The organism is Pseudomonas sp. GW101-3H06, from assembly GCF_059424605.1.
Genome location: NZ_JBWKZO010000001.1, coordinates 1,816,487 through 1,840,359 on the forward strand (window position 1 = coordinate 1,816,487; position 23,873 = coordinate 1,840,359).

Annotated in this window: 21 protein-coding genes; 18 read left to right on the forward strand and 3 right to left on the reverse strand. The window is 60.6% G+C overall.

Going from position 1 to position 23,873, the window contains the following annotated elements; genetic code table 11:
- Nucleotides 1–67: 67 nt before the first annotated feature.
- Entirely contained in the window at nt 68–2,515 is a 2,448-nt protein-coding gene (locus AC07ZE_RS08320) for an acyl-CoA dehydrogenase (protein ID WP_207263177.1), read from the reverse strand.
- Nucleotides 2,516–2,763: 248 nt separating this feature from the next.
- On the opposite strand from AC07ZE_RS08320, the gene AC07ZE_RS08325 reads away from it, so the two are divergent.
- The 4 genes from AC07ZE_RS08325 to AC07ZE_RS08340 all read left to right on the forward strand — a co-directional run bounded on the left by AC07ZE_RS08325 (nt 2,764) and on the right by AC07ZE_RS08340 (nt 5,932).
- A complete protein-coding gene (locus tag AC07ZE_RS08325) occupies nt 2,764–3,423 on the forward strand; it encodes a transglutaminase-like domain-containing protein (RefSeq protein WP_207263179.1) in 660 nt (219 codons plus the stop codon).
- Between the two features lie 43 nt (nt 3,424–3,466).
- Nucleotides 3,467–4,090 (forward strand): glutathione S-transferase family protein, encoded by a 624-nt coding sequence (locus AC07ZE_RS08330; protein ID WP_207263181.1) that lies wholly within the window; start codon nt 3,467–3,469, stop codon nt 4,088–4,090.
- A 133-nt stretch (nt 4,091–4,223) separates the two neighbouring features.
- Nucleotides 4,224–5,156 (forward strand): ABC transporter ATP-binding protein, encoded by a 933-nt coding sequence (locus tag AC07ZE_RS08335; RefSeq protein ID WP_207263183.1) that lies wholly within the window; start codon nt 4,224–4,226, stop codon nt 5,154–5,156.
- Nucleotides 5,153–5,932, forward strand: coding sequence for an ABC transporter permease (locus AC07ZE_RS08340; protein ID WP_207263185.1), 780 nt, complete (start codon nt 5,153–5,155; stop codon nt 5,930–5,932). The genes AC07ZE_RS08335 and AC07ZE_RS08340 overlap by 4 nt, the downstream gene beginning before the upstream one ends.
- A 141-nt stretch (nt 5,933–6,073) precedes the next feature.
- Here AC07ZE_RS08340 and AC07ZE_RS08345 read toward each other — a convergent pair whose 3' ends face one another.
- Nucleotides 6,074–6,589 carry a DUF2062 domain-containing protein gene (locus AC07ZE_RS08345; protein WP_207263187.1) on the reverse strand — a complete coding sequence of 172 codons (516 nt, stop codon included), beginning with the start codon at nt 6,587–6,589 and terminating at the stop codon, nt 6,074–6,076.
- A 136-nt stretch (nt 6,590–6,725) separates the two neighbouring features.
- On the opposite strand from AC07ZE_RS08345, the gene AC07ZE_RS08350 reads away from it, so the two are divergent.
- The 12 genes from AC07ZE_RS08350 to AC07ZE_RS08405 all read left to right on the forward strand — a co-directional run bounded on the left by AC07ZE_RS08350 (nt 6,726) and on the right by AC07ZE_RS08405 (nt 18,172).
- Entirely contained in the window at nt 6,726–8,948 is a 2,223-nt protein-coding gene (locus AC07ZE_RS08350; protein ID WP_207263197.1) for a DNA internalization-related competence protein ComEC/Rec2, read from the forward strand.
- Nucleotides 8,949–9,046: 98 nt separating this feature from the next.
- Nucleotides 9,047–9,682, forward strand: coding sequence for a MotA/TolQ/ExbB proton channel family protein (locus AC07ZE_RS08355; protein WP_046817689.1), 636 nt, complete (start codon nt 9,047–9,049; stop codon nt 9,680–9,682).
- The gene (locus AC07ZE_RS08360; protein ID WP_207263199.1) at nt 9,679–10,107 is read left to right on the forward strand and encodes an ExbD/TolR family protein; all 429 of its coding nucleotides are present in this window, start codon (nt 9,679–9,681) and stop codon (nt 10,105–10,107) included. The genes AC07ZE_RS08355 and AC07ZE_RS08360 overlap by 4 nt, the downstream gene beginning before the upstream one ends.
- Entirely contained in the window at nt 10,107–11,117 is a 1,011-nt protein-coding gene (lpxK, locus tag AC07ZE_RS08365) for a tetraacyldisaccharide 4'-kinase (RefSeq protein ID WP_207263208.1), read from the forward strand. Before AC07ZE_RS08360 ends, lpxK begins: the two co-directional genes overlap by 1 nt.
- A gap of 25 nt (nt 11,118–11,142) precedes the next feature.
- Nucleotides 11,143–11,328, forward strand: a complete 186-nt coding sequence (locus AC07ZE_RS08370) for a Trm112 family protein (protein WP_003179363.1) — start codon at nt 11,143–11,145, stop codon at nt 11,326–11,328.
- Nucleotides 11,325–12,089, forward strand: coding sequence for a 3-deoxy-manno-octulosonate cytidylyltransferase (gene kdsB / locus AC07ZE_RS08375; RefSeq protein WP_207263210.1), 765 nt, complete (start codon nt 11,325–11,327; stop codon nt 12,087–12,089). Before AC07ZE_RS08370 ends, kdsB begins: the two co-directional genes overlap by 4 nt.
- On the forward strand, nt 12,089–12,553 hold the full coding sequence (locus AC07ZE_RS08380; protein WP_207263212.1) for a low molecular weight protein-tyrosine-phosphatase: 465 nt from the start codon (nt 12,089–12,091) through the stop codon (nt 12,551–12,553). Before kdsB ends, AC07ZE_RS08380 begins: the two co-directional genes overlap by 1 nt.
- Nucleotides 12,550–13,569, forward strand: coding sequence for a UDP-N-acetylmuramate dehydrogenase (gene murB / locus AC07ZE_RS08385; RefSeq protein WP_207263220.1), 1,020 nt, complete (start codon nt 12,550–12,552; stop codon nt 13,567–13,569). The genes AC07ZE_RS08380 and murB overlap by 4 nt, the downstream gene beginning before the upstream one ends.
- A gap of 244 nt (nt 13,570–13,813) precedes the next feature.
- On the forward strand, nt 13,814–14,284 hold the full coding sequence (locus tag AC07ZE_RS08390; protein WP_207263224.1) for a (2Fe-2S)-binding protein: 471 nt from the start codon (nt 13,814–13,816) through the stop codon (nt 14,282–14,284).
- Entirely contained in the window at nt 14,281–16,602 is a 2,322-nt protein-coding gene (locus tag AC07ZE_RS08395; RefSeq protein WP_207263227.1) for a xanthine dehydrogenase family protein molybdopterin-binding subunit, read from the forward strand. The genes AC07ZE_RS08390 and AC07ZE_RS08395 overlap by 4 nt, the downstream gene beginning before the upstream one ends.
- Nucleotides 16,602–17,585, forward strand: coding sequence for an XdhC family protein (locus tag AC07ZE_RS08400; RefSeq protein ID WP_207263235.1), 984 nt, complete (start codon nt 16,602–16,604; stop codon nt 17,583–17,585). Before AC07ZE_RS08395 ends, AC07ZE_RS08400 begins: the two co-directional genes overlap by 1 nt.
- Nucleotides 17,582–18,172, forward strand: a complete 591-nt coding sequence (locus AC07ZE_RS08405) for a nucleotidyltransferase family protein (RefSeq protein WP_207263237.1) — start codon at nt 17,582–17,584, stop codon at nt 18,170–18,172. The genes AC07ZE_RS08400 and AC07ZE_RS08405 overlap by 4 nt, the downstream gene beginning before the upstream one ends.
- A gap of 176 nt (nt 18,173–18,348) precedes the next feature.
- Here AC07ZE_RS08405 and rne read toward each other — a convergent pair whose 3' ends face one another.
- Nucleotides 18,349–21,555: a ribonuclease E gene (gene rne, locus AC07ZE_RS08410; RefSeq protein WP_207263239.1), complete on the reverse strand. Its 3,207-nt coding sequence runs from the start codon at nt 21,553–21,555 to the stop codon at nt 18,349–18,351.
- Nucleotides 21,556–22,258: 703 nt separating this feature from the next.
- Between rne and rluC the strand changes: the two genes are divergently transcribed.
- Both rluC and AC07ZE_RS08420 read left to right on the forward strand, forming a co-directional pair.
- Complete coding sequence (rluC, locus tag AC07ZE_RS08415) at nt 22,259–23,221, forward strand: 23S rRNA pseudouridine(955/2504/2580) synthase RluC (RefSeq protein WP_095195564.1); 963 nt, start codon at nt 22,259–22,261, stop codon at nt 23,219–23,221.
- Nucleotides 23,208–23,870: an HAD-IA family hydrolase gene (locus tag AC07ZE_RS08420; protein WP_207263241.1), complete on the forward strand. Its 663-nt coding sequence runs from the start codon at nt 23,208–23,210 to the stop codon at nt 23,868–23,870. Before rluC ends, AC07ZE_RS08420 begins: the two co-directional genes overlap by 14 nt.
- Nucleotides 23,871–23,873: the final 3 nt, after the last annotated feature.

The following is a 23,873-nucleotide window of genomic DNA, read 5'->3' on the forward strand; positions in this document are numbered from 1 at the left end:
AGCAAAACGGGCGCGGGAGTATAAAGCTCCCGCGCCCTTTTTTACATGCTGTACGGTGTTCGCTTGATCAGCGGACCTTATCGTCGGTCAGCGCTATTTCCTCTTTACTGAAATCATCGACATCGATCACCTTGCGCCGCGCCGCTTCGGCCTGACGCAGGGTGTGCGCTTCCACCGGTTGCAGCACGCCGGCTTCCAGTGCGGCATCGATGACGTGCTCACCGGCAACCGGTTTGACCTGACCGCTCTTGAGCGCCACATGCAGTTTCTTTTGCAAGGGCTGCGCAGCGTTCAACAGGTTGCAGGCGTGTTGCAGGGCGCCGACCGGGTCTTCGTTCGATTGCGGACGGTAGCAACCCAGAAGTACTTCTTCGAGGGCCGGATCGCCCTTGGCGCGGCCGATCACCGCTGAGACCGCGGCACCGAGCTTGTCCGATGGCCCTTTGTGGCGGCGACCGAACGGGAACACGATCACCCGCAACAGGCATGCCAGCACTTTGTTCGGGAAATTGTTCAGCAGTTCATCCATGGCCCGTTCGGCCTGTCCGAGGCTTTCCTCCATTGCCCAGGTAAACAGCGGCTCCATGTACGCCGGCGCGTCGAGGTCGTTGTAACGTTTGAGTGCTGCGCTGGCCAGGTACAGGTTGCTCAGTACATCGCCGAGTCGTGCCGACAGCCGTTCACGACGTTTCAGTTCGCCACCCAGCAACATCATGCTGAGGTCGGCGAGCAATGCGAACGCCGCAGCCTGGCGGTTGAGGGCGCGGAAATAACCTTGGCTGAGCTTGTCGCCCGGCACATGTTCCAGATGACCGAAACCGAGATTCAGCACCAGGGTGCTGGCCGCGTTGCTTACGGCAAAACCGATGTGCTTGAGCAACAGGCCGTCGAATTCGATCAGTGCCTGATCCTTGTCCTCGCGGTTAGCCAGCGCCATTTCCTTGAGTACGAAGGGATGGCAGCGAATCGCGCCCTGGCCGAAGATCATCAGGTTGCGTGAGAGAATGTTCGCACCTTCCACGGTGATGAAGATCGGCGCGCCGTTCCATTTACGAGCGAGGTAATTGTTCGGCCCCTCGATGATCGCCTTGCCGCCGTGCACATCCATCGCCTGACTGATGCACTCGCGACCGCGTTCGGTGAGGTGATACTTGAGGATCGCCGACAGCACCGACGGTTTCTCGCCGAGATCTACCGCGTTGGCCGTCAGCATGCGCGCGGCGTCCATCATCCAGGCGTTGCCGCCGATGCGGGCCATGGCTTCCTGAATGCCTTCGAACGCCGCAATCGGGACATTGAACTGCTCGCGAATCTGCGCGTACTGGCCGGTCACCAGGCTGGTGAACTTGGCCATGCCGGTGCCCACTGCCGGCAGCGAGATCGAGCGTCCCACCGAGAGGCAATTCATCAGCATCATCCAGCCTTTGCCGAGCATGTCCTGGCCGCCGATCAGGAACTCCAGCGGCACGAACACGTCCTTGCCGGAGTTCGGCCCGTTCATGAACGCTGCGCCCAGGGGCAGGTGACGACGGCCGATTTCCACACCGGGGAGATCGGTTGGAATCAGCGCCAGGCTGATACCCAGGTCTTCCTCTTCTCCCAGCAGGTGATCCGGGTCGTAGGCCTTGAATGCCAGGCCGAGCAGGGTGGCCACCGGGCCGAGAGTGATGTAGCGCTTTTCCCAGTTCAGGCGCAGTCCGAGGGTTTCCTTGCCTTCCCACTCACCTTTGCAGATCACCCCGGTGTCGGGCATGCCGCCGGCGTCGGATCCGGCCAGCGGACCGGTCAGTGCGAAGCAGGGAATATCGTCGCCGCGCGCCAGGCGTGGCAGGTAGTGATTGCGTTGTTCATCGGTGCCGTAATGCAGCAACAGTTCGGCTGGACCGAGGGAGTTGGGGACCATCACGGTGGAGGCGAGATCGCCGCTGTGACTCGCCAGTTTCATGGCCACTTGCGAGTGGGCATAGGCCGAGAAACCCTTGCCGCCAAACTCCTTGGGAATGATCAAGGCGAAGAAGCCGTTGTCCTTGATGAAGGTCCAGGCATCGGCCGGCAGGTCCATGGTTTGACCGAGCTGCCAGTCGCTGACCATGGCGCAGAGTTCTTCGGTCGGGCCATCAATGAAGGCCTGTTCCTCTTCGTTCAATTGCGCTTTCGGGTAGGACAGCAGTTTGTTCCAGTCCGGACGCCCGCTGAACAGTTCGCCGTCCCACCACACAGTGCCCGCTTCAATGGCGTCGCGTTCGGTTTGTGACATGGGTGGCAGGGTTTTCTGGAACCAGTTGAACATCGGCGCGCTGAAGAATTTGCGGCGCAGATCAGGCAGTAGCAGCGGTGCGGCCACGGCGGCGATCAATACCCAGAAAATCAGCAGCAGCCAACCCGGTGCGTGGCTCAAGGCCCCCATTGCCAGCAGGTAGACAGCCACGATGCCCAGGGCAGGCAGTGGCGCGATACGACGGTGGGCTAAATAAGCTATCCCGACAACCAGAACCAGTATCCACAACAGCAGCATATTTAATCCTCCGTGAAACCAGGGCGAACCAACCCACAGAGCTTAGACGGCATCCGCGAAACAGGCTGGTCAGAGCAGGGTGATTGAAAACGTGGGAAACCATGGATGATTTTGTAGGCGTGATGAGCGGCAGACAGTGAAAAATCGTTCATCGAACGGGCGACAAAGCGTCCATATTTGGCCGAAACGTCGTTATCTCTGTGCTGAGCCTCTCGCTAGACTCGGGGCTTCTCCAGGAGATTGCCCGCATGCACGAGTACCTAGGCCCCGGCCGCTTCATCGATAGTGACCACCCCTCGGTGATGGAGTTCGCCGAAAAACATCGTGGCCACCGTCGCAACCCGATCGAGCAGGCGATACATCTTTACTACGCAGTGCGTGAGGCAGTGCGCTATAACCCGTACACCTTCAGCCTCGATCCGCAGACCCTGCGAGGCAGTTATGCGCTGGCGAGCGGGGAGAGTTATTGCGTGCCCAAGGCCACACTGCTGGCGGGCTGTGCGCGACATTGCGCGATACCTGCGCGGATAGGCCTGGCGGACGTGCGCAATCATTTGTCGACGCCGCGTCTGCTCGAATTACTCAAGAGCGACGTGTTCGCCATGCACGGCTACACCGAGTTGTTTCTGAACGGTCGCTGGGTCAAGGCCACGCCAGCGTTCAATCAAGGCTTGTGCGATTTATTCAACGTGGCGCCGCTGGAGTTCGACGGGATCAACGATAGCGTTTTCCATCCTTTCAATCGCGATGGCGAGAAACTGATGGAGTATCTGATCGATCACGGCCAGTTCACGGACGTGCCCGAAGCGTTCTTCTTCGAGCATCTGCGCAAGTGCTATCCACACTTGTTCGGCGAGCAACTGCAACCTCTACTCGGGGACATGCAGAGCGATTTGAGTCGCGCCTGATCCGGCGTATGCTGCCTGCGCATTCATCAATCGAGAGGCGGTCATGCTGAAGATCTGGGGTCGGAAAAATTCATCGAATGTCAGAAAGCCTTTGTGGGCCGCCGAGGAGCTAGGCCTGGCCTATGAAGCCATCGATGCGGGCGGCGCCTTTGGTGTCGTCGATACGCCTGAGTACCGTGCCATGAACCCCAATGGCCGCGTTCCGGTGATCGAAGACGACGGTTTCGTGTTGTGGGAGTCCAACGCCATCGTTCGATACCTGTTGGCCAGGCATGCCGCGAATACCCCGTGGTATCCGTCGGATCTGCAAGCACGAGCCACCGCTGACAAGTGGATGGACTGGACCACCTCCAGTTTTGCAGGTCCCTTTCGCACCGTATTCTGGGGTGTCCTGCGCACCCCGCCAGATCAACAGGACTGGACCGCCATCAAGGCTGCGATCAAGGAATGCGACGCGCTGCTGACAATGGCCGATCAGGCATTGGCGGCCAGTCCCTACCTGTCCGGTGAACAGATCGGCATGGGCGACATTCCCCTGGGCAGTTTTATTTATGCCTGGTTCGAGATGCCGATCGAGCGCGCGTCACTGCCGCATCTAGAGGCCTGGTACGCGCGGTTGAAACAGCGTCCGGCGTATCGCAAGGCGGTCATGACCGCGTTGACTTAATACTCACTATCGACACACTTGACTGTACTTGTGTGGCGGCGACAAGCACCATTGTGCCAGTGCGTTGCGGTTGCATTGATCGCCGTCCGCCCCTATTTATCCCTTTCTTCCCTTCTTGGTGCGTAAATCCGATATGAGTTCCGCTCTGTCCATCCGGCAGCTAACCAAAACCTACGGCAACGGTTTCCAGGCCCTGAGTGGTATCGATCTGGATGTAGCCGAAGGTGACTTTTTCGCTTTGCTCGGCCCGAACGGCGCCGGCAAATCCACGACCATCGGCATCCTCTCGACCTTGGTGAACAAGACCAGCGGTACGGTGAATATCTTCGGTCACGACCTGGACAAGAACCCGGCGGCGCTCAAGCGTTGCATCGGTGTGGTGCCCCAGGAATTCAATTTCAACCAGTTTGAAAAAACCTTCGACATCGTCGTGACCCAGGCCGGTTACTACGGCATCCCGTCGAAGGTCGCCAAGGAACGCGCCGAGCAATACCTGACTCAGCTCGGTTTGTGGGACAAGCGCGATGTACCGTCACGTTCGCTGTCCGGTGGTATGAAGCGCCGGTTGATGATCGCTCGCGCACTGGTTCACGAACCGCGCCTGTTGATCCTCGATGAACCGACCGCCGGGGTGGACATCGAACTGCGTCGATCGATGTGGACGTTCCTCACCGAGTTGAACAAAAAAGGCATCACCATCATCCTCACCACGCATTACCTGGAAGAGGCTGAACAGTTGTGCCGCAACATCGGCATCATCGACCACGGCACCATCGTCGAAAACACCAGCATGAAGCAGTTGTTGAGCCAACTGCATGTCGAGACCTTCCTGCTGGATTTGAAGAATAGCCTGAGCACGCCGCCGCAACTGATCGGCTATCCAGCCCGGTTGCTCGACGGTCACACCCTGGAAGTGCAGGTCGACAAAAGCATGGGCATTACCGCGCTGTTCACCCAGCTGGCACAGCAGAACATCGAAGTGCTCAGCCTGCGTAACAAAACCAATCGCCTCGAGGAGTTGTTCGTGTCCCTGGTGGAGAAAAATCTGTCGAAGGTGGCGGTATGAGTTCCGAGCTGCGCCCCAACCTCGTAGCCCTCAATACCATCGTTTACCGCGAAGTCCGGCGCTTTACCCGGATCTGGCCACAGACCCTGCTGCCGCCGGCCATCACCATGGTTCTGTACTTCGTGATCTTCGGTAACCTGATTGGTCGGCAGATTGGCGACATGGGTGGCTTCACCTACATGGAGTACATCGTGCCGGGGTTGATCATGATGTCGGTGATCACCAACTCCTACGGCAACGTGGTGTCGAGTTTCTTCGGCAGCAAGTTCCAGCGCTCCATTGAAGAACTGATGGTGTCGCCGGTTTCTCCGCACACCATTCTGATCGGCTACACCTTGGGTGGCGTGCTGCGTGGGTTGATGGTTGGGATTATCGTGACGTTGCTGTCGCTGTTCTTTACGCATTTGCAGGTTCATCACCTGGGCGTGACGATTCTGGTGGTGGTGCTGACGGCGACGATCTTCTCGCTGCTGGGTTTCATCAATGCGGTGTTTGCGCGCAACTTCGATGACATCTCGATCATTCCGACATTCGTGCTGACGCCTTTGACGTATTTGGGCGGGGTGTTTTATTCGATCTCGCTGCTGCCGCCGTTCTGGCAGACCGTGTCCCTGGCCAACCCTGTGTTGCACATGGTCAATGCGTTTCGTTACGGGATCCTCGGTGTTTCCGATATCCGGATCAGCGTGGCGATTGCGTTCATGTTGGTGGCGACGGTGATTCTGTACATTGGTTGTGCGCGGTTGTTGGTGAGTGGTCGGGGGATGCGTACCTAAGCAATACCGTGTTGCCTTTTTCGCGAGCAAGCCTCGCTCCTGCAGGTACCCGTGTGTTCTTGTGGGAGCGAGCCTGCTCGCGAAGGCGTTATTCCAGACACCACAAAAAACGGCCTCCCAATCGGAGGCCGTTTTGCATTCTCACATCCGGCTTTGCCTGCGCCGCCGCCACTGACGTCCAACCCACCAGCGCCAATACATCATCACCAGACAATAGGCCAGTGCACCGAGCACCAGCCCCGTCACCACCGAGCCCAGCAAGAACGGTTGCCACAAGGTCGACAGTTCGCCGCTGATCCATTCCCAGGTCAACTCGTCCGGCAGATGGCGGGCGGGTACGTCCATCAGCCAGGCGCCGGTCTGATAGGTGCAAAAGAAAACGGCCGGCATGGTGATCGGATTGGTCAGCCAGACCAGGCTGACGGCAATCGGCATGTTGCCGCGCACGAAAATGGCGAGAGTGGCGGCGACCAGCATCTGCAATGGAATCGGCAGGAACGCCGCGAACAGGCCGACCGCCATGGCACGGGCGACGGAATGGCGGTTGAGGTGCCAGAGGTTCGGGTCATGCAGCAGTGTGCCGAGAAAGCGTAAGGACTTGTGTTCCCTGATGCTGGTCGGATCTGGCATGTAACGTTTGAATAAGCGCCGGGGCATAGGGCTTCTCGGTCGGTTAAGACGGCAAGTATGTCTGGATTCCATGAACCGCCCATTCAGACTTTGTGACAATTGATAACGACGGTCGTGCATTCAAACCGCTATGACTAGAGACGGAACTCTCTAGGACGGGCGTATGCGCACAGGGATGGTGGCGTTGGCGCTGGGTTTGCTGGCCCTGCGTTTTTTACCGGCGTTGCCGCCGGTCGGGTTGTGGTTGTTGATGCCGGTGGTGGGTTTGATGTTGTTGCCGTTCAGGACCTACCCCGTGGCGTTTTTCCTGTTCGGTTTGAGTTGGGCCTGTGCACAGGCGCAATGGGCGCTGGATGATCGGTTGGCACCGAAGCTTGATGGCGAAACTCGCTGGGTCGAAGGGCGTGTTGTGGGGCTGCCCCAGCACGGCGAGGGCGTCGTGCGTTTCGAACTGGCCGACGCCCGGTCACGGCGCGCAAAAGTGCCGCCGCTTATGCGCCTGGCCTGGTATGACGGACCGCCGGTCAACAGCGGCGAACGCTGGCGGTTGGCGGTCAAGTTGAAGCGACCCGCCGGGCTGCTCAATCCCCATGCCTTCGATTACGAGGCCTGGTTGCTGGCGCGCGGTATTGGCGCGACCGGGACCGTCAAGGACGGTGAGCGACTCGCCGAGGCGCGAGGGGCCTGGCGTGACGGCATTCGACAGAAATTACAGGCAGTCGATGCTCAGGGGCGGACGGGGGTGCTGGCGGCGCTGGTACTGGGGGATGGTACAGGACTCAGTCGCGAAGACTGGCAGGTGTTGCAGGACACCGGCACCGTGCATCTGTTAGTGATTTCCGGGCAACACATCGGGTTGCTGGCGGGCCTGGTCTATATGCTGATCGCCGGGCTTGCCCGCTATGGGCTGTGGCCAAACCGTCTGCCGTGGCTGCCCTGGGCTTGCGGCCTGGCATTCGCGGCCGCCCTCGGTTACGGGTTGTTGGCCGGTTTCGAGGTGCCGGTGCGCCGTGCCTGTCTGATGGTCGGCCTGGTGCTGTTATGGCGCTTGCGATTTCGTCATCTCGGCGCCTGGTGGCCGCTGTTACTGGCGCTCAATGGTGTTCTATTACTGGACCCACTGGCCAGTCTGCAACCGGGGTTCTGGTTGTCGTTCGGGGCAGTGGCGGTACTGATTTTCACCTTCGGCGGTCGCCTGGGTCCCTGGCGATGGTGGCAAACCTGGACCCGTGCGCAATGGCTGATCGCCATTGGTCTGGGGCCGTTATTGCTGGCGCTGGGGTTGCCGATCAGCCTCAGCGGGCCGCTCGTCAATCTGCTGGCGGTGCCCTGGATCAGCTTGCTGGTGCTGCCACCTGCCTTGCTCGGAACCCTGCTGCTACCCGTGCCTTATGTGGGGGAGGGCCTGCTGTGGCTGGCCGGTGGACTGATCGACTGGCTTTTCAAGGGCCTGGCGTTAATAGCCGCGCAGGTTCCCGCGTGGATACCCGTGGCGGTGCCCTGGTGGGTATGGAGCATGGGGGCACTCGGTGCGCTCCTGCTCTTGTTGCCGCGAGGTGTTCCGCTGCGGCCGTTGGGTTGGCCTTTGCTGCTATTGCTGGTTTGTCCACCCCGATCCAATCTGCCTGAAGGCATGGCCGAAATCTGGCAGCTGGATGTGGGGCAGGGATTGTCCATCCTGGTGCGCACCCGCCATCACGCGCTGCTCTATGACGCGGGGCCGCGTTTGGGTGATAACGACCTGGGCGAGCGCGTAGTTTTGCCGACGCTGCGCAAACTGGGCGTGGACGGTCTCGACCTGATGCTGATCAGCCACGCCCACGCCGACCATGCCGGTGGCGCGCGGGCGGTCGCCAAGGGACTGCCGGTAAAGCACGTGATCAGTGGCGAACCCGAGGAGTTGCCGACGCAACTGCAGGCCGGGGCATGTGAGAGCGGTCGACAATGGACGTGGGACGGTGTGAACTTTGAACTCTGGCGATGGGCGCATGCCCGGGAAAGCAATCCAAAATCCTGCGTGCTGCAGATCGAAGCCAATGGTGAGCGATTGCTGCTGACCGGTGATATCGACGCTGCGGCCGAACGAGTGCTGCTTGACGGTCCGCTGGCCGTGCCCACCGATTGGTTGCAGTCACCGCACCACGGCAGTCGCAGTTCGTCATCGATGGCGCTGCTCGCCGTGTTGCAACCCAAGGCGGCGCTGATCTCCCGCGGTCAGGGAAACTCCTTCGGTCATCCCCATCCCGCCGTCATTGCGCGATACCGCGCCCGTGGCATGACGATCCATGACAGCGCCGAGCAGGGTGCCATCCGTCTGGCACTGGGGCACTTCAAACCGCCGTGGTCAATGCGCCAGGAACCGCGTTTCTGGCGCTCTGCGCAGTGACCGCGGATCATGAAAGGCCGACCGGATGCGACATCACGGTCTTCGGTGCGTCCAGCCCCTATGTTAGAGTGGCGCACTTTTTCGAGGGGACTGACACTGTGTGGGAATTGGTCAAATCCGGCGGCTGGATGATGCTGCCGATCATCCTGAGCTCCATCGCGGCCATGGCGATAGTTGCCGAGCGTCTATGGACCCTGCGTGCCAGCCGAGTGACCCCTGAGCACTTGCTTGGGCAGGTCTGGGTCTGGATCAAGGACAAGCAACTCAATAAAGAAAAACTCAAGGAGTTGCGCGCCAACTCACCGCTGGGCGAGATCCTGGCGGCGGGCCTGGCCAACTCCAGGCATGGTCGCGAGATCATGAAAGAGTGCATCGAAGAGGCGGCTGCACGGGTCATCCACGAGCTGGAGCGCTACATCAATGCCCTGGGCACCATCGCCGCCATGGCGCCACTCCTGGGCTTGCTGGGTACGGTGCTGGGCATGATCGACATTTTCAGCGCGTTCATGGGCACGGGCATGGCCACCAACGCCGCCGTACTGGCCGGTGGTATCTCCAAGGCGCTGATCACCACGGCCGCGGGCCTGATGGTCGGTATCCCTTCGGTGTTCTTCCACCGTTTCCTGCAACGCCGGATCGATGAGCTGGTCGTGGGCATGGAGCAGGAAGCGATCAAGTTGGTCGAAGTCGTCCAGGGCGACCGAGATGTGGATCTCGCTGGGGGCAAAGCGTGAAATTCCGCCGCAAGCAACGGGAGAACGTGGACATCAACCTCGCGTCGCTGATTGACGTGGTGTTTATCCTGCTGCTGTTTTTCGTGGTGACCACGACATTTACGCGTGAAACCCAGTTGCGCATTGATTTGCCGGAAGCGGTCAGCGGATCGCCGGCTGAAGATCAGACCAAGCAACTGGACATCGCCATCAGTGCCGACGGTGTGTTCTCGGTGAACAACCAGATCTTGCCGAAAAGCGACCTGGCCAGCTTGATGGAAGCCCTGCAGAAAGAATCCAACGGCGATACCAATCGGCCGCTGTCCATCAGCGCCGATGGCAAATCCCAGCATCAGTCTGTGATCATCGCCATGGACGCCGCCGGCAAGCTCGGCTTCAACCACTTGCGCATGACTACAGTCGAGGCGGCGCCGTCCGCGCCCTGATGGCCATGTCCGATCGTCTGCTCACCGCCTGGTATCGAGGTCATCCGGCCTTGAAGTTGTTACAGCCACTGGAATGGCTCTACCGGCGCGTGGTCAACAACAAGCGCCAGCGTTTCCTGGCGGGTGAGGGAGACATCTATCAGCCGCCTGTGCCGTTGATCGTTGTCGGCAACATCACTGTCGGCGGCACCGGCAAGACGCCGCTGATTTTGTGGATGATCCAGCATTGCCAGCGCAGCGGCTTGCGGGTCGGTGTGGTCAGTCGCGGTTACGGCGCCAAACCCCCGCACTTGCCGTGGCGGGTCGAGTCAGATCAAAGCGCAGGAATGTCCGGCGACGAACCGCTGTTAATCGTTCAGCGCACGGGTGTGCCCTTGATGATCGACCCGGACCGTGGCCGCGCCGTCAAAGCCTTGCTGGCCAGCGAGCCACTGGACCTCATCCTCTCTGATGACGGCATGCAGCATTACCGCCTGGCTCGCGATCTGGAACTGGTGTTGATCGACGCCGCCCGTGGTTTGGGCAACCAGCGTTGCTTGCCGGCCGGGCCATTGCGCGAACCGGTCGAACGTCTGCAAAGCGTCGACGCGGTACTCTACAACGGTGCTGCAGATGACCGCGAGGGTGGCTATGCCTTCCAGTTACAACCGACCGCACTGATCAATCTGCGCAGCGGCGAACGGCGTCCCCTCGACCACTTTGCCCCAAGGCAGGCGCTGCACGCCGTGGCCGGGATCGGCAACCCGCAGCGTTTCTTCAAGACCCTCGAAACGCTACACTGGCAGCCAGTCCCGCATGCATTCGCCGACCACGCCGAATACAGCGTGCAGGCCTTGAATTTCACCCCGTCATTGCCGTTGGTGATGACCGAAAAGGACGCGGTGAAGTGCCGTGCCTTCGCCGCCGCCGACTGGTGGTACCTGGCGGTCGATGCTGTGCCGTCGCCGGCCTTCGTGGCCTGGTTCGATACACAGTTGATGCGCCTGTTGCCGGCTCGTCTGTTGCCTTAAAACCGTATTTATCCAGGGAATGTTCATGGACACCAAATTGCTCGACATCCTCGCTTGCCCGGTCTGCAAAGGCCCGCTCAAACTCAGCGCCGACAAGACCGAACTGATCAGCAAGGGCGCAGGTCTCGCGTACCCGATTCGCGACGGTATCCCGGTGATGCTCGAATCCGAAGCCCGCACCTTGACCACCGACGAGCGTCTGGATAAATGACCACAGCCTTTACCGTTGTCATTCCGTCGCGTTACGCCTCCACCCGCTTGCCGGGCAAGCCGCTGCTGTCGATCGCCGGCAAGCCGATGATCCAGCACGTGTGGGAACAGGCGAGCAAAAGCAGCGCCCAGCGTGTGGTGGTTGCGACTGACGATGCACGCATCCGCGCGGCCTGCATCGAATTCGGAGCCGAAGTGGTGATGACCCGCGAGGATCACAATTCCGGCACCGATCGCCTGGCGGAAGTCGCGACGAAACTGGGCCTGGCGCCAGACGCCATCGTGGTTAATGTCCAGGGTGACGAACCGTTGATCCCGCCGAGCGTGATCGATCAGGTCGCCGCCAACCTGGCGGTCCACACTGAAGCGCGCATGGCCACCCTGGGCGAGCCGATCGAAGACGTTGAAACCCTGTTCAATCCCAATGTGGTCAAGGTCGTCAGCGACATCAATGGCTTGGCGCTGACCTTCAGTCGCGCCACGTTGCCATGGGCGCGGGATGCCTTTGCCCAGAGTCGTGAACAGTTGCCGCAGGGCGTGCCTTACCGTCGCCACATCGGCATCTATGCCTACCGCGCCGGTTTCCTGCATGACTTCGTTAGCTGGGGACCGTGCTGGCTGGAAAATACCGAATGCCTGGAACAACTGCGCGCACTCTGGCATGGCGTACGGATTCACGTTGCCGACGCGCTCATCGCGCCGCCGGCCGGTGTCGACACCGTTGAAGACCTAGAGCGCGTTCGTCGCCTGCTGGAGGCCTGATGCGGGTTCTGTTTGTCTGCCTGGGCAACATCTGCCGCTCACCCACCGCCGAAGGTGTGTTGCGACATAAACTGCGTGTGGCGGGGCTGGCCGATCAAGTCGAAGTCGCCTCCGCCGGCACCGGTGACTGGCACGTCGGCAAGGCACCGGACAGGCGCAGCCAGGCCGCAGCCAAGCTGCGTGGCTATGACTTGTCGGCCCAGCGCGCCCAGCAAGTCACCCGCGCCGATTTCGCCACGTACGACCTGATCCTGGCGATGGACAACAGCAACCTGCGCAACCTGAAGGCCTTGCAGCCGGCCATGGGCAAGGCTGAGCTGGATCTGTTCCTGCGCCGCTATGAATCTGAAGTCGATGAAGTCCCTGACCCGTATTACGACGGCGACCAGGGTTTCGAGCAGGTGCTGGACTTGATCGAGCGTGCCAGTGATCGGCTGGTGATCGAACTGAAGGGACGGTTATGAGTTTGCAGGTGCGATCGCAGGTTTCGCTCAAACCGTACAACAGTTTTGGCGTGGACGTTCAGGCCCGCCTGTTTGCCGAGGCCCATAGTGACGCCGACGTGCGCGAAGCCCTGGCCTACGCACAGGCGCATGAGGTACCGCTGCTGGTGATTGGCGGTGGCAGCAATTTGCTTTTGACGGCCGATATCCCGTCGCTGGTGCTGCGCATGGCCACACGCGGGATTCGCGTACTGAGCGACGACGGCAGCAAAGTGGTGATTGAAGCCGAGGCGGGCGAACCCTGGCACCCGTTTGTGCAACACACGCTGGTGCATGGACTGTCGGGACTGGAAAACCTCAGCCTGATTCCCGGCACCGTGGGTGCAGCCCCGATGCAGAACATTGGCGCCTATGGGGTAGAGATCAAGGACGTTTTCGCCGGCCTGACTGCCCTCGATCGCCAGAGCGGTGAGTTGCGTGACTTCACCCTGGAAGAATGCAACTTCGCCTACCGTGACAGCCTGTTCAAACAGGAGCCGGGGCGCTGGTTGATCCTGCGCGTGCGTTTCACCCTTGATCGCACCGCACACCTGCATCTGGAATACGGCCCGGTGCGTCAGCGCCTGACCGAGCAAGGTATCGAGCATCCGACCCCCACCGATGTCAGCCTGGCCATTTGCAGCATTCGCAACGAAAAGCTCCCGGACCCTGCGGTGCTCGGCAACGCCGGCAGTTTCTTCAAGAACCCCTTGGTGTCGGCGGCGCTGGTAGCCCGGCTCAAAGGCCAGTACCCGGATCTGGTGGCTTACGCGCAACCGGACGGGCAGATGAAGCTGGCCGCCGGCTGGCTGATCGAGCGAGCGGGCTGGAAAGGTTTCCGCGAAGCCGATGCGGGTGTGCACAAATTGCAGGCGCTGGTGCTGGTCAATTACGGCAGCGCGACGGGGTTGCAATTACTCGACCTGGCGCAGCGTATCCAGAAAGACATTTCTGAACGTTTCCATGTCGATCTGGAAATGGAGCCGAACCGGTATTGAAGCTAAGCTTTCAAGGTTGAATCCAAAGCCCTGCACTGATGAAAAGTGCAGGGCTTTTTTGTTAATGCTGCGTTAACTTAGCGAGCTAACGATGCAATGCATTTGTTCCACCAAAGGCCCGGTGCAGACGTCCCCGTCGGCATAAGAGAGCCCCTTTAGCCTGAGTCGATCTGCGTGATGCCAACCGCCGATTTCCGGCGGCAGATTGCTCGACCCCATAACCCAATACTATGCGGGCGTGCCCATGATTACCCTGAAGCTCAATGGTCAAGACCATCAACTCGACGTCACCGAGGACATGCCGCTGCTCTGGGCAATCCGTGACGTGGCCGGTTACAACGGCACCAAGTTCGGCTGCGGCATGGGCCTGTGCGGTGCCTGTACCATTCATATCGAAGGCGCTCCGGCGCGTAGCTGCATCACGCCGATCGGTTCGGTCGTCGGGCAGAACATCACCACCATCGATAATCTGCACGCCGACCCGGTGGGCAAAGTCGTGCAGCAAGCCTGGCTTGATTCCGCCGTGGCCCAGTGCGGTTATTGCCAGGGTGGGCAAATCATGTCCGCCACCGCGTTGCTCAAGACCCATCCGAACCCGAGCGACGAACAGATCGAAGAGGCGATGGTCGGCAATATCTGCCGGTGTGGCACTTACAACCGTATCAAGACCGCCATCCGCCAGGCATCCACTCACCTGAAGGAGACCAAGGCATGAGCCGGTTACCGAATGATTTTGCCCTGAGCAACCTCAGCCGCCGTGGTTTCCTCAAGGGTGTGAGTGCCACTGGTGCCCTGGTAGTCGCTGCGAGCTGGGGCTGGCAAGACGTTTTTGCCGAAGAAAAAGAGAAGAAGTTCGGCGCCGACGGTATGCCCAATGGCTGGATCGATGATCCAAAGGTATACGTCAGTATCGCCACTGATGGCACGGTGACTGTGGTTTGCAACCGCTCGGAAATGGGCCAGGGCGTTCGTACCAGTCTGACCATGGTCGTGGCCGATGAACTGGAAGCAGACTGGGCGCGGGTCAAAGTGAAGCAGGCGCCGGGCGACGAGATACGCTTCGGCAACCAGGACACCGACGGTTCGCGTAGCATGCGCCACTGGTTCGAACCGATGCGCCGTTGCGGTGCCGCCGCGCGGACCATGCTGGAACAGGCTGCTGCCGACCAGTGGAAAGTACCGGTGGGCGAATGCCATGCGCAGCTGCATAAAGTCATCCACAAACCTTCCGGTCGCGAGCTGGAGTATGGCGCCCTTGCCGCTGCTGCCAGTGCCTTGGCCGTACCGGCGCGTGACAGCCTGAGGCTCAAGCAGCCATCGGAATTCCGCTACATCGGCAAGGAAGGTAGCAAGGCCATCGACGGTGACGACATCGTCAACGGTCGCGCCGTGTATGGCGCCGACGTGCATTTCGACGGCATGTTGTTCGCTACCATCGCCCGGCCGGCGGTGTATGGCGGCAAGGTCAAGAGTTTCGATGGCTCGGCGGCCATGAAAGTCCCTGGTGTGGTCAAGGTCGTGCAGATCGAGAGCCGACCATTGCCATTGGAGTTTCAACCACTGGGCGGTATCGCCGTGGTGGCGAACAATACCTGGGCGGCGATCAAGGGCCGCGAGGCATTGAAAATCGAATGGGATGACGGTCCCAACGCCAGCTACGACTCCATTGCCTACCGCAAGGCGCTGGAAGCCGCGTCCCTGAAACCCGGCAAAGTGGTGCGCAACGCCGGCAACATCGACGAAGCCATGAAAAACGCCGACAGTACGCTGGAAGCGTCCTACTACCTGCCGCATTTGTCACAGTCGCCGATGGAGCCAATGGTCGCCATCGCCCGTTACAAGGATGGCGTGTGCGAAGCCTGGGGGCCGAGCCAGGCGCCGCAAGTCACCCGCGAACGGATTGGCGAACGCCTGGGCGTGCCATTCGACAAGGTCACCTTCAATGTCACCTTGCTTGGCGGCGGTTTTGGTCGCAAGTCCAAGCCTGACTTCATCATCGAAGCGGCCATCCTGGCCAAGGAATTCCCTGGCAAGGCGGTTCGGGTGCAATGGACCCGTGAAGACGACATCCATTGCTCCTATTTCCACACGGTGTCGGTCGAACACCTCAAGGCCAGCCTGAACAAGGATGGCCTGCCGTCCGGCTGGTTGCACCGTACGGTGGCACCGAGCATCACTGCGTTGTTCGCACCAGACATGAATCACGAGGCAGCTTTCGAGTTGGGCATGGGTTTCACCAACATGGCTTATGCGATTCCCAACATCCGCCTGGAAAACCCCGAGGCGACCGTCCACACCCGTGTGGGCTGGTACCGCTCGGTGTCGAACATTCCTCATGGCTTTGCCATTCAGAGCTTTATCGACGAATTGGCGCACAAGGCCAAGGAAGACCCGCTCAAGTACCAGATCAAGCTGCTCGGCCCTGACCGACAGATCGATCCGCGTACCTTGAGTGAAGAGTGGAACTACGGCGAATCGCCCGAGCGTTATCCGATCGACACCGCGCGGTTGCGCACGGTGCTGGAAACCGCCGCCAAGGCCGCCGGTTGGGGGCGCGAGTTGCCGAAGGGCCGGGGCCTGGGTCTGGCAGTGCATTACAGCTTCGTGACCTACGTGGCGGCGGTAATCGAGGTTGAAGTCAAAGACGATGGCACGTTGATCGTGCACAAGGCTGATATCGCCGTGGACTGCGGGCCGCAGATCAACCCCGAGCGGATTCGCGCGCAGTTCGAGGGCGCTTGCGTCATGGGCTTGGGCAATGCGGTGCTGGGCGAGATCAGTTTCAAGGACGGCAAGGTCCAGCAGGACAACTTTCACATGTATGAAGTGGCGCGCATGTCGCTGGCGCCGAAGGAAGTCGCCGTGCACCTGGTCACACCGCCGGGTAACGTGCCGTTGGGCGGTGTCGGCGAGCCGGGTGTGCCGCCGATTGCCCCGGCGCTGTGCAACGCGATCTTCGCCGCCACGGGTAAACGTATCCGCGACCTGCCGGTTCGTTACCAGCTGCAGGGCTGGAATAAGGCAGGAGCCTGATGGACAGCGTCGATCTGAACGTCTTGCGCAGCGTGCTGGAGTGGCGTCGCGCCGGTCAGCGGGTGGTGTTGTACAGCGTGGTCCAGACCTGGGGTACTGCACCCCGGGCGCCTGGCGCCATGCTGGCGTTGCGTGAAGATGGCGTGGTGATTGGTTCGGTGTCCGGTGGCTGCGTAGAGGATGACCTGATTGCGCGGTTGCACGACGGCCGAATCCCGGCCGATGGGCCACCGGTGCAACTGATCACCTACGGCGTGACCCGCGAGGAGGCAGCGCGTTTTGGTTTGCCATGCGGTGGCACATTGCGGCTGACAGAAGAGTGCGTAGGCGACCCGGCATGGGTCGCCGAGTTGCTGATGCGCTGCGAGGCCCATGAAATCGTGGCGCGTTCGCTTGATATCGCAAGCGGGGAAGTTGTTCTGCTGCCCGCCAGCAAAACGGATGCGTTGGTGTTTGACGGGCAGACCCTGCGTGCGATCTATGGCCCGCGCTGGCGCTTGTTGCTGATCGGCGCGGGGCAGTTGTCCCGTTATGTCGCCGAGATGGCGCGGCTTCTGGATTTCGAAGTGCTGATCTGCGATCCGCGCCGCGAATTTGTCTACGGCTGGGAAGAACAGCACGGCCGATTTGTCTCAGGCATGCCCGACGAGGCTGTACTGAATATTCAGACAGACGAACGCACGGCCATCGTCGCTTTGACCCACGACCCGCGTCTGGATGACATGGCGCTGCTCACGGCCCTCGACTCCAGGGCTTTTTATGTCGGCGCGCTGGGCTCGCGGGTCAACAGCCAGAAACGCCGGGACAATCTGGCTCAACTAGGCTTGTCGCAGCAGTCCATTGAGCGGCTGCACGGTCCGATTGGCCTGCACATTGGCAGCCATAGCCCGGCGGAAATCGCTTTGTCGCTGATGGCTGAGATTGTGGCGATCAAGAATGGTGTGGAGCTGAAACAGAAGAAGCCGTTGCGGGAGGGCGTATGAACGAACCCATCGGTGTCATCGTTCTGGCGGCGGGGCAGGGCAGCCGGTTTCGACAGGTTGCAGGCGATGAAAAGGACAAGTTGCTGGCGGACTGTACGGGGCTCGATGGCGCTGTCCGTTCGGTGATCGAGCAGGTGCTGGTGAATTTGCCGGCTGAACTGGACAAGCGTGTATTGGTGACCACCGCGGATCGCCCGCAAGTCATCCGTATGGCCAAGGCCTATGGCTGCGAGATCGTGCTGGTCGAGTCGACCGGAATGGGTGACAGCATTGCGGCAGGGGTGGCGGCGTGTGCGCAGCTCAATGGCTGGTTGATGGTGCTGGGGGATATGCCGTTTATCCTGCCGTCCAGCATTGGGCAGGTCGTGGCGCAAGTTGTCGATGATTGCATCAGTGTCCCGGTGCAGGAGGGCGAATTCGGACATCCCGTGGGGTTTGGTCGCAACTTTGGTCCGGGGTTGATGGCGTTATCCGGTGACCGAGGGGCCAAGGCATTGTTTGCGCAGGGGCGGGTGGTTGAAGTAACGGTGGATGATCCCGGTGTGTTGTGGGATGTGGATGTGCCTGAAAAGCTGTTTTTCAAGTAATCGCAGATCCCTGTGGGAGCGGGCCTGCTCGCGAAAGCGGTCTCTCCCTCGAAATCTATTTTGAATGTAATGTTGCTTTCGCGAGCAGGCTCCCACATTGGGAATGTGTTTAGTCCGCGGATGTAAAAAAGCCCCGCCTGGGTTCACCAGGCGGGGCTTTTTAGTGGCCGACGGAATCAGACGAGTGGTTTAGGCTCGTGCTCTTTTTCCTGGGCCTGTTCGTGTTGCTCTACCGCGTCCTGAACGGAGCGCGGGGCTTCGTTGATCGCGGATTCAGCAGGTTCGGCAGCAACCTCGGCAACCGGGGCAGGTGCTGCCTCGATGACTTCAGCAGCTACTGGCGCCGGTTCTTCAGCGACAACCGCTTCAACCGAAGCAGCAGCGGCAGCCAGTTCGGCTTCCTTCTGCAGACGCTCGGCTTCACGCTTGCGACGACGCACTTCACGCGGGTCGTTCGGCGCACGGCCGCTTGGCGTCAGGGCGCTGACAGGCGCGACTTCGACCACTGGAGCAGGCACTTCGGCAACAACCGGTGCTTCAACGGCAGGAGCAGGTTCGGCAGCGGCAACCACTGGCTCGGAGACCATGGCCTCAGCCACTTCGGCTTCAGCGGCTGGTGACTCGACTACAGCTGGCTCGGCAACCCAGTTGAACGCGGTTTGCTCTTCGCGAACTTCACGAACGGTTTCGGTCACGGTTTCGGTTACAGCTTCGGTCGCAGGTTCTGCAACTACGGCAGGCGCTTCGGCGACGATGGCAGGCTCGGCGGCAGCTTCAACTACTGGCTGTGCCTCAGGCGCGGGTGCCAATTCGATTTCCGGCGATGCGGTGGTTTCGACCGGCGTTGTCGCTTCAACGACTGGCGTTTCGACCGGAGCTGTCTCCAGGGTGGCGGCAGTGGCGCGTTCGGCTTGCTCGTTGGCCTGTGCTTCGGCCGGAGCGCTGATCACGGTGCTGGCAACGGCTGCGGTAACAGCCAGGCCGGCGGCCAGATCGGCAGTGCTTGGCGCTTCGCTGCTTTCGCTCGACTCGGAGTCATCCGAACCTTCGATCACATTGCCGTTGGCATCACGCTGACGCTCGCGACGGTTGCTGCGACGACGCTGGCCACGGGAGCGGCGGCGTGGGCGATCGCCTTCGGCGCCGTCCTGACCTTCTTCCTGCAGTTGCTCTTCGTTGGTTGGCAGCTCTTCTTCGGCAACGGCGGCAGCGGCTTGCTCGGCGCGCGGTTGGCGTTCTTCACGCGGTGGGCGTGGAGCGCGTTCTTCCCGTGGCTGACGGGCCGGACGTTCTTCAGCGGTAGCAGCGGCGGCCGGAGCGGCATCCAGAGGCTCGCGCAGTTCACGTACACGCTCTTCACGCTCGCCACGTGGTTTGCGGTCTTCACGCGGAGCACGCGGTGCACGTTCTTCACGGGGCGCGCGAGGTGCGCGTTCTTCGCGAGCTACCGCCGGGGTTTCTTCGCGGACTTCGCGTGGCTGACGCTCTTCGCGTGGTTCACGTGGTGCGCGTTCTTCGCGCGGTGCCCGTTCCTCGCGAGGCTTGCGTTCTTCATCGCGGCGACCGTTACGGTTGCGGCTCTGCTGACGACCGTTGCGGCGCTCTTCGTTGCGGGCAGGGCGCTCGGTAGCCGGTTTTTCAACCACGACCGGAGCGGCTGGCTCTTCCTTGGTGGCGAACAGGCTGACCAGCGACTTCACCAGGCCTTTGAACAGGCTTGGCTCTGGCGCGGCAACCGGTGCGGCAACGGGAGCGACGACTTCGGTCGGAACCGGAGCGTTGGCGCGGGCCGGAGCCGTCTTGACCGCGGCTTCCTGGCGAACCAGGGTGCGGGTCGCAGCGGCTGGCTGGACTTCTTCCACTTCGGCAGCGGCAGCGGCGATTTCGTAGCTGGACTGGTTGGTGGCGGCTTCCGGGCTGTCATCGCGCAGACGCTGAACTTCGAAGTGCGGCGTTTCGAGGTGATCGTTCGGCAGAATGACGATGCGGGCACGGGTGCGCAGTTCGATCTTGGTGATCGAGTTGCGTTTTTCGTTGAGCAGGAATGCTGCGACCGGGATCGGCACCTGGGCGCGCACTTCAGCAGTGCGGTCTTTCAGTGCTTCTTCTTCGATCAGGCGCAGGATCGCCAGCGACAGCGATTCAACGTCACGGATGATGCCGGTGCCGCTGCAGCGAGGGCAAACGATGCCACTGCTTTCACCCAGGGATGGACGCAGGCGCTGACGGGACATTTCCAGCAGGCCGAAGCGCGAGATGCGGCCGACTTGCACGCGAGCGCGGTCGGCTTCCAGGCATTCGCGGACTTTCTCTTCCACGGCGCGCTGGTTCTTGGCAGGGGTCATGTCGATGAAGTCGATGACGATCAGGCCGCCGATGTCGCGCAGGCGCAACTGACGGGCGATTTCTTCGGCGGCTTCAAGGTTGGTCTGCAGGGCGGTTTCTTCGATATCGCTGCCTTTGGTGGCGCGCGCCGAGTTGATGTCGATGGACACCAGGGCTTCGGTCGGATCGATCACGATGGAGCCGCCGGAAGGCAGTTCGACGACGCGCTGGAAGGCGGTCTCGATCTGGCTTTCGATCTGGAAGCGGTTGAACAGTGGAACGCTGTCTTCGTACAGCTTGATCTTGCTGGCGTACTGCGGCATGACCTGGCGAATGAAGGTCAGGGCTTCGTCCTGGGCTTCGACGCTGTCAATCAGCACTTCGCCGATGTCCTGGCGCAGGTAATCGCGGATGGCACGGATGATCACGTTGCTTTCCTGGTAGATCAGGAATGGCGCGGAACGATCCAGCGACGCTTCTTTGATGGCGGTCCAGAGTTGCAGCAGGTAATCGAGGTCCCACTGCATTTCTTCGCTGCTGCGGCCCAGGCCGGCAGTGCGCACGATTAGACCCATGTCGGCCGGGGCAACCAGACCGTTCAGGGCTTCACGCAGTTCATTGCGCTCTTCACCTTCGATGCGACGGGAAATACCGCCGGCACGCGGGTTGTTCGGCATCAGTACCAGGTAACGACCGGCCAGGCTGATGAAGGTGGTCAGGGCTGCGCCCTTGTTGCCACGCTCTTCTTTTTCGACCTGTACGATGACTTCCTGGCCTTCGCTCAGGACGTCCTTGATATTGACGCGGCCTTCGGGGGCTTTCTTGAAGTATTCGCGGGAGATTTCTTTGAGGGGCAGGAAGCCGTGGCGCTCAGAGCCGAAATCGACAAAGGCAGCTTCAAGGCTTGGTTCGATGCGAGTAATCCGGCCTTTATAGATGTTGGCCTTCTTCTGCTCGCGTGCACCGGATTCGATGTCCAGGTCGTAGAGGCGCTGGCCATCTACCAGTGCAACACGCAACTCTTCAGGTTGAGTTGCGTTAATCAGCATTCTTTTCATGTAGTACCGTCGGTTTCCGGGCTGCCGGAAACGGCGTTCGGCACACACGACTTCTCACGGTCGGTGTCAGGTGCGTCGGGAGTGGTTGGCCATTCCCGTGTCCAGCGATGTCCGGCCAATGTGGGCCTGCATCGCGACGTACGCGTCCTGCTTGCTGTGGCTACTTAAGCACTCAGTCAGGAGGAGGAATCAACCGGCGGCTGTGGACGAGATGAAGCGTCTTGATAAAGCCTATTGCTACACAGTCCAGCGGTTGTGCATCTCCACCCTACACGTATCCCTGATAATTCGGGTGCTGCCGCGCGCAGAATCCGCAGCGGGTTGGCATTTACCGTGAGCTCCGAAAAGGGGAGGTCACGCATCATGGCTAATTTAGGCGTTTGTTTCCGAAGCGTTCGCTCGGGGTCATTCGCAGCTGACTGCACTTTGTGAACTGGCCGTGAATATGGCTCGCGTGGCGAGTGAAAAACTCTGCTTTGCGGCGTGATTCAGGCCTCATGTCACCTGCGCTCGTTACACCTGCAAACTCCACCGTTACGTAGCTAAAGCCCCGTAGGACGGCCTCGCGTCCTGGTGAATTGCGTTGGTCAGGGTCGGTTTTTGACCGTTGGTCCGCTGTCCAGGCCGCTTTTGGCGGCGTTCGCGACTATAGCAGTAATGATTAAGTGCTTCAATTCCATAAAAAATTGATATCATCCGCGCCATGACGACTACTGCCCCCTCGACTCCAGGCGTACAACTGCTTGAGGTCTCGCCGGAATATGCCGGCCAACGTATTGATAACTTCCTTCTCGCTCGGCTCAAAGGCGTGCCCAAGACCTTGATTTACCGCATTTTGCGCAAAGGCGAAGTGCGGGTGAACAAGGGCCGGATCAAGCCCGAATACAAGCTGCAGGCGGGCGACATCGTGCGCGTGCCGCCGGTTCGCGTGCCTGAGCGTGACGAGCCGGTGCCCTTGGCCCAAGGGCTGCTGCAGCGGCTCGAAGCCTCGATTGTCTATGAAGACAAGGCGCTGATCGTGATCAACAAGCCCGCCGGGATCGCGGTACATGGCGGCAGCGGCCTGAGCTTCGGCGTTATCGAAGCCTTCCGCCAGTTGCGCCCTGACGCCAAGGAGCTTGAACTGGTCCATCGTCTGGATCGGGATACCTCCGGCCTGCTGATGATTGCCAAAAAACGCAGCATGCTGCGTCATTTGCACACAGCACTGCGCGGCGATGGCGTCGATAAGCGCTACATGGCGCTGGTTCGTGGTAATTGGGCCTCTTCGATCAAGCAAGTCCGCGCGCCGCTGGGCAAGAGCAATCTGCGCTCCGGTGAGCGTATGGTCGAGGTCGACGAGGAAGAGGGCAAGGAGTCTGTGACTGTGTTCAAGGTCCTGCGTCGCTTCGGTGACTTTGCCACCATGATCGAGGCCAAGCCGATCACCGGTCGAACCCACCAGATTCGCGTCCATACCCTGCACGCCGGACACTGCATTGCCGGCGACACCAAATACGGCGATGACGATTTCAGCAAGGAAATCCGTGATCTGGGCGGTAAACGCCTGTTCCTGCACGCCTATATGCTGACCGTGCCGCTGCCCGATGGTGGCGAGCTGAAGCTTCAGGCGCCTGTCGATGAAATGTGGGCAAAAACCGTGGAGCGCCTGAGTGCACCCATCTGATTACAAGCTGCTGATCTTCGATTGGGATGGCACGTTGGCCGACTCCATTGGTCGGATTGTCGAAGCGATGCACGTGGCATCCGAACGATCCGGTTTCCCGTTGCGTGATGATTTCGCCGTCAAGGGCATCATCGGTCTCGGGTTGCCGGAGGCGATCCGAACGTTGTATCCCGAAATCGGTGATGCAGAGCTGGTGGCGTTTCGTCAGCACTATGCGGATCATTACATCGCGTCAGAGGCCGTGCCTTCGCCGTTGTTCGAGGGTGTAGTCGAGTCGCTCGAAGCGTTTCGAGCCGAGGGTTATCATCTGGCTGTCGCGACCGGCAAGGCGCGTCGTGGGTTGGACCGGGTGCTGAAATCCCACGGCTGGGAAGGTTACTTCGACATCACTCGCGCGGCCGACGAGACTGCCAGCAAGCCACATCCGCTAATGCTTGAACAGATCCTCGCTCATTGCGACGTCCGCCCGGAGCAGGCGTTGATGGTCGGTGACTCGTCCTTCGATTTGCAGATGGCGCGCAATGCCGGTATGGACTCGGTGGCTGTCAGTTATGGCGCCCAGTCGATCGAAGCGCTGAAGTTGTTCGGGCCGCGGCTGGCCATTGATCGCTTTTCAGAATTGCATGCCTGGCTGAATCAGCGGGCTTAACAG